The sequence below is a fragment of the Streptomyces sp. NPDC127117 genome, assembly GCF_042677325.1.
GTDB lineage: Bacteria > Actinomycetota > Actinomycetes > Streptomycetales > Streptomycetaceae > Streptomyces.
Genome location: NZ_JBHXTM010000080.1, coordinates 21,898 through 30,499, shown reverse-complemented (window position 1 = coordinate 30,499; position 8,602 = coordinate 21,898). Strand labels below are relative to the sequence as shown.

Annotated in this window: 8 protein-coding genes; 6 read left to right on the top strand and 2 right to left on the bottom strand. The window is 71.6% G+C overall.

Annotated features, from left to right (window positions below):
* Nucleotides 1-228 precede the first annotated feature (228 nt).
* Nucleotides 229-2,109, bottom strand: coding sequence for a serine/threonine-protein kinase (locus ACFVH0_RS37670; RefSeq protein WP_385827798.1), 1,881 nt, complete (start codon nt 2,107-2,109; stop codon nt 229-231).
* Nucleotides 2,110-2,368: 259 nt separating this feature from the next.
* On the opposite strand from ACFVH0_RS37670, the gene ACFVH0_RS37665 reads away from it, so the two are divergent.
* From ACFVH0_RS37665 to ACFVH0_RS37655, 3 genes are all read left to right on the top strand, one after another.
* The gene (locus ACFVH0_RS37665) at nt 2,369-3,742 is read left to right on the top strand and encodes an aspartate aminotransferase family protein (protein ID WP_385827796.1); all 1,374 of its coding nucleotides are present in this window, start codon (nt 2,369-2,371) and stop codon (nt 3,740-3,742) included.
* Between the two features lie 139 nt (nt 3,743-3,881).
* On the top strand, nt 3,882-4,628 hold the full coding sequence (locus ACFVH0_RS37660; protein WP_385827794.1) for a GntR family transcriptional regulator: 747 nt from the start codon (nt 3,882-3,884) through the stop codon (nt 4,626-4,628).
* Between the two features lie 102 nt (nt 4,629-4,730).
* A complete protein-coding gene (locus ACFVH0_RS37655; protein ID WP_385827792.1) occupies nt 4,731-5,381 on the top strand; it encodes a hypothetical protein in 651 nt (216 codons plus the stop codon).
* 107 nt (nt 5,382-5,488) lie between these two features.
* On the opposite strand, the gene ACFVH0_RS37650 is transcribed toward ACFVH0_RS37655, so the two are convergent.
* Nucleotides 5,489-6,289, bottom strand: coding sequence for an SLATT domain-containing protein (locus ACFVH0_RS37650; RefSeq protein ID WP_385827791.1), 801 nt, complete (start codon nt 6,287-6,289; stop codon nt 5,489-5,491).
* Nucleotides 6,290-6,643: 354 nt separating this feature from the next.
* Here ACFVH0_RS37650 and ACFVH0_RS37645 point away from each other — a divergent pair, with 354 nt between their 5' ends.
* The 3 genes from ACFVH0_RS37645 to ACFVH0_RS37635 all read left to right on the top strand — a co-directional run bounded on the left by ACFVH0_RS37645 (nt 6,644) and on the right by ACFVH0_RS37635 (nt 8,538).
* Nucleotides 6,644-6,979 carry a YbaB/EbfC family nucleoid-associated protein gene (locus tag ACFVH0_RS37645; RefSeq protein WP_072487886.1) on the top strand — a complete coding sequence of 112 codons (336 nt, stop codon included), beginning with the start codon at nt 6,644-6,646 and terminating at the stop codon, nt 6,977-6,979.
* A 168-nt stretch (nt 6,980-7,147) separates the two neighbouring features.
* Nucleotides 7,148-7,747 (top strand): recombination mediator RecR, encoded by a 600-nt coding sequence (gene recR, locus ACFVH0_RS37640; RefSeq protein ID WP_124719582.1) that lies wholly within the window; start codon nt 7,148-7,150, stop codon nt 7,745-7,747.
* A gap of 131 nt (nt 7,748-7,878) precedes the next feature.
* Nucleotides 7,879-8,538, top strand: coding sequence for a DUF5063 domain-containing protein (locus ACFVH0_RS37635; RefSeq protein WP_358944162.1), 660 nt, complete (start codon nt 7,879-7,881; stop codon nt 8,536-8,538).
* The last annotated feature ends 64 nt before the right edge of the window (nt 8,539-8,602 follow it).

The following is an 8,602-nucleotide window of genomic DNA, read 5'->3' as shown; positions in this document are numbered from 1 at the left end:
GTCCACCTGCGGCAACAAGGGCTCTATCCGCTCCCACGCCGCGTCCGTCAACTCACCTCGACCTGCCACAAGATCAATTATCAGACACCCCCTAGGGCCTCTCGTTCGGATCACGCCGGGCTCGCGGCGGCTGCCCGCCCCGCGGCGCTGCGCCCCGTACCGAAGCGTCCTGACCGCGTTGGCCGTCCGCGCGGTGGGAATCGGCTCACGGCGCGCAGTCCGGCCTGATCAGTCGTCCTTCGTGTACGTGAGCTGATCGCCGCTGTCGTTGTTCGTGCGGCGCAGCGAACCGTCCGGGAGCAGGGTCAGCGTGGTGGCCCCGCCCGCGGTGCAGGACGTCATGGGCTCGCCGACCGTGACCGTGGAGGGGCCGATCTTCAGGGGGCCGCCCGGGGACGGCTCCGCGGTCAGATCAGCCTGGAAGACGCAGTGGTACGAGCCACCGGTGTCGAGCGGACCGTCGGCGGTGAGGCTGAGGACGCCCTGGCCCACCGCGCCCTGCTGGATGACGAGCTTCCGGGTGGAACGGCCGGCCGCGTTCTCGATGGAGCCCGACCAGGTGCCGAGGTAGCCGGACGGGACGGGGCCCTCGCCGCTCTGCTTGTCCTCGGTGGAGGAGGGGGCCGGCGAGGACGGGCCGCCGGTCGCGGGGGAGTCCGTCGAGCCGTCCTTGTCGGACGGGGAGCCGGTGGGGCCCGGTGTGGAGCCCGGCGGCTTGCCGTTCATGAGCGCGTAGACGGAACCGCCCGCACCTATGGCCACGAGCACGGCGACGACGACCAGCGCGATGGTGGAGCCTCTTCGGCGGCGGGCCGGTTCGGGTCCGGGCTGCTGCGGGGCGGTGGGGTAGGCCGGGCCGTACGGGGGCGTGGGGCCGAATCCGGGCTGCTGGTGCGGGTGTTGCTGCGGCTGGTACGGCTGCTGCGGGTAGCCGTAGGCGGCGGGAGCGGGGGGCTGCTGGGCGCCGAAGCCCTGGTCGGGGTGCGGCGGGTAGCCGTAGCCGGGTGCCGGCGCGGGCGTGGGCGTGGCCGCGTGCGTGGGCGTGGCCGTGTGGGGCGGGGCCGGGGCGGCGGCCGTCGTGGGCAGGGTATGGGCGGGGCGGTCCGCGGGCGCCGGGGGAGCCGGGTCCGGTACGGGCGCCGCCTGGGCCGGGGCGATCGGGTAGTCCGCCGGGTCCTCCGGGTCCTCCGAGTCCAGCAACTCGACCGCATGACGGCCGAGTTGGGCTATGAGGGCGCCGGGGAGCCAGGGTTCCGCCGTGTCGCCGTCGGCCAGGCGCTCCAGGAGCTCGTCCGTCGTCGGGCGGGCGGCCGGGTCCTTCCGCAGGCAGTCGCTGATCAGCTCGACGAGGCCCACGGGGACACCGGTCAGGTCCGGGTCCTCCTGCGCGATCCGGAACATCTGCGCGTGCGCACCGCTGTCGGACGTCCCGAACGGAAGCCGGCCGGTCGAGGCGTACGCCAGTACCGAGCCGAGACAGAACACGTCGCACGCCGGGGTCACCCGCTCGCCCCGCACCTGCTCGGGCGACATGAAGCCGGGCGAACCGACCAGGGCCCCGGTGCGGGTGACGCCGCCGTCGGAGACCGTGTGCAGCGCCCGCGCGATACCGAAGTCGATGACGCGCGGCCCGTCGATCGTCAGCAGGATGTTGGAGGGCTTGAGGTCGCGGTGGACGAGCCCGGCGGCGTGGATCGCCTGGAGGGCGTGGGTGAGACCGGCGCCCAGGATGTGGACCGAACGCTCGGGGAGGGGACCGTACGCTCCGGAGGCCACCCCCACGGGGGTGCGCGGGCCTGTGACGGTGGCCTGAAGTGAGGGCCCGGCGACGTAACCGGTGGCGACCCAGGGCACGGCGGCCTCGGTGTCGGCGTCCAGCACGGGGGCGGTCCAGGCGGATCCGACCTGGCGGGCGGCCCGCACCTCGTGGCGGAAGCGGTCGCGGAACTCCTGCTGCTCGGCGAGTTCGCCCCGTACCAGCTTGATCGCTACGGTGCGGCCGCGGTCGGACCGGGCCAGATAGACCTGGCCCATGCCGCCGGCGCCGACACGGCCCAGCAGCCGGTACGCGCCGATGGCACGCGGATCCTGTGGCGTCAGGCTCTGCATGGCGCTGAACGTCCTTCCCCGGGGTTCGAACTGAGCGATGCCTGGCGTGGCTCGCTCGATCATAGGGATCCACGCAGCACGTGGCGGGGCCGGTTGCGGGCTTCGGCCGGGAACGCGCGCAGGCCGCCCGGCGCCCCGTCCCGGGCTTTGGCCGGCCCTGCCCCGTATGCCGGGAACCCGACACCCTGCCCAGCGGAGCGCCCCATGCCATACAAGGTGGCCATGTCGGGCCGCTCCCGGCACGGCCTACGCTCGCCGCATGACCCCTCATGCCCCGCATGCCCCGCATGTCGACCCCGCTGCCGGTGCGGCCGTGAAGGCCGCCGACCGCGCGCACGTGTTCCACTCCTGGTCCGCCCAGGGCCTGATCGACCCGCTCGCCGTCGCCGGCGCCGAGGGGGCGTACTTCTGGGACTACGACGGCAACCGCTACCTGGACTTCACCAGCGGCCTCGTCTACACCAACATCGGCTACCAGCACCCCACCGTCGTCGCCGCGATCCAGGAGCAGGCGGGCAAACTCGCCACCTTCGCCCCCGCGTTCGCGATCGAGGCGCGCTCCGAGGCCGCACGCCTCATCGCCGAGCGCACCCCCGGCGACCTGGACAAGATCTTCTTCACCAACGGCGGGGCCGAGGCCGTCGAGAACGCCGTCCGGATGGCCCGGCTGCACACCGGCCGTACGAAGGTGCTCTCCGCCTACCGCTCGTACCACGGCGCCACCTCCACCGCGATCAACCTGACCGGTGACCCGCGCCGCTGGCCGTCCGACAACGGCTCGGCGGGCGTCGTCCGCTTCTGGGCGCCGTTCCTCTACCGCTCGCCGTTCCACGCCGAGACCGAGGCCGAGGAGTGCGCCCGCGCACTCCAGCACCTGGAGGACACCCTCGCCTTCGAGGGCGCCGGCACGATCGCCGCGATCATCCTGGAGACGATCCCCGGCACCGCGGGCATCATGACGCCGCCGCCCGGCTACCTCGCGGGCGTCCGCGAGATCTGCGACCGGTACGGCATCGTCTTCATCCTCGACGAGGTCATGGCCGGCTTCGGCCGCACCGGCAAGTGGTTCGCCGCCGACCACTTCGACGTGGTGCCGGACCTGATGACCTTCGCCAAGGGCGTCAACTCCGGTTACGTACCGCTCGGCGGTGTCGCGATCTCCGCCGAGATCGCCGCGACCTTCGAGACCCGCGCCTACCCGGGCGGACTCACGTACTCCGGTCACCCGCTGGCCTGCGCCGCCGCCGTCGCCACCATCCATGTGATGGAGGACGAGAAGGTCATCGAGAACGCCGCCCACATCGGTGAGACGGTCCTCGGCCCCGGCCTGCGCGAACTCGCCGAGCGCCACCCGTCGGTCGGCGAGGTCCGCGGCCTCGGCGCGTTCTGGGCGCTGGACCTGGTCCGCAACAAGGAGACACGCGAGCCGCTGGTCCCGTACAACGCGGCGGGCGAGGCCAACGCGCCGATGGCGGCCTTCGGCGCCGCGGCCAAGAAGAACGGCCTGTGGCCCTTCATCAACATGAACCGCACGCACGCCGTCCCGGCCTGCAACATCACCGAGGCCGAGGCCAAGGAGGGCCTCGCGGCCCTCGACGCGGCGCTCTCGGTCGCGGACGAGCACACAGCGTGACCCGGGTGCCACGAGCCCGGCATGACCCGAACGAGAGGCCCTAGCACGAGCCCTCGGTACGACGCCCCTCCCCTGCCCGGATCCGGGCACAGCAGCCCTGGCTTAAGGTGACCGGAAGCGAAAAACGGGGAGGGGCGCCATGGGCGCGAGCGGAGCTGTGACCCGCAGTACGCTGCGGCAGCAGATCGCGGACGCGCTGCGTGACGAAGTGCTTGCCGGGCGTCTGCAGCCGGGGCGGGAGTTCACGGTCAAGCAGATCGCCGAGCAGTACGGCGTATCGGCGACCCCGGTGCGCGAGGCGCTGTTCGACCTCTCCGCGCAGGGACTCCTGGAATCCGACCAGCACCGGGGCTTCCGGGTACGGGAATTCACCGTCGCCGACTACCGGTCGCTGGTCGAGGCCCGCAGCCTGGTCATCGACGGGGTCGTCCGCGGCATCTTCTTCGGCCCCTCGCTCTCGACCGCACAGCTCACGGGGTACCACGACTGCCTGGTTCCGGTGCGCCGCAGGGCCCAGGAGGCCGCACGGGCGGCGCGCGGCGGTGACCTCGACATCCTCATCGGCTACGACCTGCGGTTCTGGCGCGAGCTGGGCGCCCTGGTGGGCAACCCCTACATCAACGACTTCCTGCACCGGCTGCGCGTCCAGGCCTGGGTGTTCGCGGTGCCCTACCTGCGCCACGACGTGCGGGCCCGGGACTGGCTCTGGCACGGTCATCCGGACCTGGTCGCGGCGATCACCCTCGGCGACCACGACGCGGTGCGCGCGGTGCTGGACGACTACAACACCCACGCGCTGAACTGGGCGGACCGGCTCGCGGCCGGCGAGCTCGAACATCCGGGGCGCGGCGGGCAGGAGCCGGACCCCGGGGCGCCGGGGGCGTAGGCCCCTCATCGCTACTGGCCACTGTGCGCAACGCGCACACCGCATTACGCTGTCCCGACCATCCCGAACGTTCCATGCGCACCCAGGGGAGAGCGAGACTTCGTGGCCTGTGACCTGTGGCTGGTCCCCCTCGTCGATGTGCTGTGCCACAGCCCCGACAATCCGTTCGCCGAAGAAATAGCCGTCTACGACAAGGCGTTGGGCGAGGCCGGACTGCCGCCCGTCCCCGTGTACGCCTACATGCCGGGCCTGACGGGCGACGTCGCCCCGATCGCGGGCTTCGACTACGACGCCCTGCACTTCCTGCGCCGCGCCTTCCTGCTCCAGCTCAGCGGACTCGCCGTCACACCGGTCGGTGAACTGGGCGGGGACTACGAGCAGTTGCTGGAGATGTTCGAGGCGACGGCCCAGCAGTCCCACCTGGTCTGGCACTACGACCACGCCGGGGCGTACGTCCCACTGGACTTCGCCGCCCCGCTCTCCAACGACGACCTGCTGGCGGGCGGCGGCCCGCTCGGCTCCTCGCACGGGCTGCTGCGGGAGCTGGAGTACGTCGCCCCGGCCATCGGCATCGACCCGGCGAACCCGCCGCCCGCCCCGCTGCCGCCCGTCGCACCGACCTCCCTGGAGGAACCGGCGGCGCCGATCCCGTACGACCACAGTCCGTTCGCCCGTGAGCGGCACGTCTGGCTGGGCCTGCACGCGGCGGCCACCCGCAGCCTCGCCCAGGGCTCGATGATCATCTTCAGCTGAGGCCCCGGGGCCGACGCGGCCCCGGGCCTGCCCGGCCGTGATCCGCGGCGATCCGCCGGGGTCGTCACGGCGATCCCGGCGGTCATCATCGTGCGGTCATCGCGAGGTCATCGGGGTGACTCCGGCGGGCGCTGGCGCGGCATGTTCGGCCGGGTCATCGTCTGGAGCGGGAACCGCCCCGACAGCGCCCCCTGATCCGAACGCCCACCGCTCCCGGTGCCCGAGGACAGCGCCTGCATCCCCATCGGCGCCGGTCCGGCCCGGAACTCCACCATCCAGTCCGCGGTCTCGGTGCGCACCAGCTCCGTGACGTCCTCCGAGAACCGCCGCAGCACCCCGAGGCACCGCTCGGCCGCCTCGCTGGCCGTCCCCTCGGTCGGGCCGAGCACCTCACGTACACACTCCGACGCCCAGTCGAACTGCAGCACCTGGAGGCGCCGCTGCACGGCCTGGGCGGTGGCGAGATTCCTTATCCAGCCGGAGGTGAGACCGAAGTACCGGTCGCACGCCATGCACGCGGCGCCCAGCAGCAGCGACAGATAGCCCCAGCCCGCCGCCCCGGGCAGCGCCCCGGTCAGATCGAGCAACGGCAGCGCGGTGCCCGCGACCGTCCCGATCGCGGTGCCGATCCGTAGCGTCCTGGCCCCGCGGCGCTTGCGCACCCGGTCGTTCAGGTACCAGTCGGCGGTGCGCAGCGCGTCGGACTCGACCCAGCGGTACAGCTCGTCCAGGCGGTCGGAGGGTTCGCCCCAGTCGCCGAGCGGGAACGGCCTACCGGTCAGATCCCCGCCCCGGCCGTTCCCGCCCCGGGTATCCCGGCCGCGTGCCGAACCGGAGGAACCGGCCGAGCCGGCCGGACCGGGCTCGTTGCGGGGCGGCCCTTCGGGCTGCATCTCCGGCTGACTCACCGGGTACTCCTCTGCTTCTGCGTAGCGACGCCTGAAGTGGCGATGTGTTTCGACGGCGGGGTGCTCACTGCTCTCCGGCGTGGCCGACAGTCCCGCGTACGTAACCTTGCGCGACGACCGGTGCGCCTGTGTGACCTGATGTGCACGCCCTTCCTACCGCCGAATGGTGGGCCATGGGGTAGAAAACGCGGTGTTCCCGGGTGCGCAGGGCCTGTGATCAGGTATAGGAGGCCGGCAAGGGCTGCCTGAAACTCACCCGAAAGAGTTGCGCGCCAGTGAGTGGGGCGAGCTGCCCGGTGACCACGTAGGCTCGGCGTACCGAAACATTTTGTCGTCGAATTGCCAGGAGTGACCGTGATTCCCGGTGGTGGTCAGCCCAATATGCAGCAACTGCTGCAGCAGGCCCAGAAGATGCAGCAGGACCTCGCCGCGGCCCAGGAGGAACTGGCCAGGACCGAGGTCGAGGGTCAGGCGGGTGGCGGTCTGGTGAAGGCGACCGTGACCGGTTCCGGCGAGCTCCGCAATCTGGTGATCGATCCGAAGGCCGTCGACCCGGAGGACACCGAGACGCTCGCGGACCTCGTCGTCGCCGCGGTCCAGGCCGCGAACGAGAACGCGCAGCAGCTCCAGCAGCAGAAGCTGGGCCCGCTGGCCCAGGGCCTGGGCGGCATGCCCGGCCTCCCCTTCTGACCCGGCCGACCTTCTGGAACCGGCCCCCCAGAACCGGCCCTCCAGAGCCGGCCCTCCAGAGCCGGCCCTCCAGAGCCGGCCCTCCAGAACCGGCCCTCCAGAACCGGCCCTTCAGAAACAGCCCCTTCAGAAACAGCCCGTTCAGGACAGGAAAGGAAGGCGTTCCCGTTGTACGAAGGCGTGGTTCAGGACCTCATCGACGAGTTGGGCAGGCTGCCCGGCGTCGGTCCCAAGAGCGCGCAGCGGATCGCCTTCCACATCCTGCAGGCCGAGCCGACCGATGTGCGCCGCCTCGCCCATGCCCTCCTGGAGGTCAAGGACAAGGTCCGGTTCTGTTCGGTCTGCGGCAACGTCGCCCAGCAGGAGCAGTGCAACATCTGCCGGGACACGCGCCGCGACCCGTCGGTCATCTGCGTCGTCGAGGAGCCCAAGGACGTCGTCGCGATCGAGCGGACCCGTGAGTTCCGGGGCCGGTACCACGTGCTCGGCGGCGCGATCAGCCCGATCGAGGGCGTCGGCCCGGACGATCTGCGCATCCGCGAACTGCTCGCCCGCCTGGCCGACGGTTCGATCACGGAACTGATCCTGGCGACCGACCCCAACCTGGAGGGCGAGGCCACCGCGACGTACCTGGCGCGGATGGTCAAGCCGATGGGCCTGCGGGTCACCAGACTGGCCAGCGGCCTGCCGGTCGGCGGCGACCTGGAGTACGCGGACGAGGTCACCCTGGGCCGCGCCTTCGAGGGGAGGCGCCTGCTCGATGTGTGACGCCTTTACGTCTTCCGATGTTCTTCCCGTAACCGTTTCGAGGACCGTTCCCGCGACTCACGGCGGCTTTACGTTCAGCGACGCTATGTTCTACTCACCGTTCGCGACCGTGCCCACGGGAGGTCCCCTCGATGTCTGACGCCACGCTGAACTCCGTCACGCAGGACCCGGACGACTTCGCCGTCCAGATCGCCGACCAGATCAAGACGTTCATCGTCGCGGTGACCGAGGTGTCCAAGGTCGAGGAGCCCGAGGAGGCCGTCCCCGTCCTGCTGCTCCAGATCTCCCAGCTCCTGCTGGCGGGCGGCCGGCTCGGCGCGTACGAGGACATCGTCCCCGACGAGCGCTACGAGCCGGACCTGGGCGCGGAGCCGGACGCCGACGGCCTGCGCGAGCGGTTCGCCGCCCTGCTGGAACCGATCGACGTCTACTCCGAGGTCTTCGACCCGTACGAGCCCCGCAAGGCCCCGGTCCCGGCCCGGATCTCCGACGACCTGGCCGACCTGGTCACCGACCTGCGCCACGGCCTGGCCCACTACGAGGAGGACCGCACCACCGAGGCCCTGTGGTGGTGGCAGTTCTCCTACTTCTCCAACTGGGGCTCCACCGCCTCCGCCACCCTGCGCGCCCTCCAGTCCCTGATCGCCCACATCCGCCTCAACCAGCCCCTCCAGGAGCTGGACGGCCTGGACACCGACACGGAAACCCTCGACGACGACCTGGCCGAGGAAGCCGGCCGCGTGATGGCCGAGGAAATCGCGGGACCTCTGGGGCTGCGGCCGGTGCAGTAGGGCGGGACGCGGTGACCGCGCATAAACCCCGCGACGCTGTCGGCGCTCGTTGTTAGCCTCCCCT

Excerpts from the sequence above, each read along its gene's own strand:
- ACFVH0_RS37660 (WP_385827794.1), top strand. The coding sequence starts at position 3,882 with ATGGGCGCGAGCGGAGCTGTGACCCGCAGTACGCTGCGGCAGCAGATC.
- ACFVH0_RS37665 (WP_385827796.1), top strand. The coding sequence starts at position 2,369 with ATGACCCCTCATGCCCCGCATGCCCCGCATGTCGACCCCGCTGCCGGT.
- ACFVH0_RS37670 (WP_385827798.1), bottom strand. The coding sequence starts at position 2,109 with ATGCAGAGCCTGACGCCACAGGATCCGCGTGCCATCGGCGCGTACCGG.
- ACFVH0_RS37635 (WP_358944162.1), top strand. The coding sequence starts at position 7,879 with ATGTCTGACGCCACGCTGAACTCCGTCACGCAGGACCCGGACGACTTC.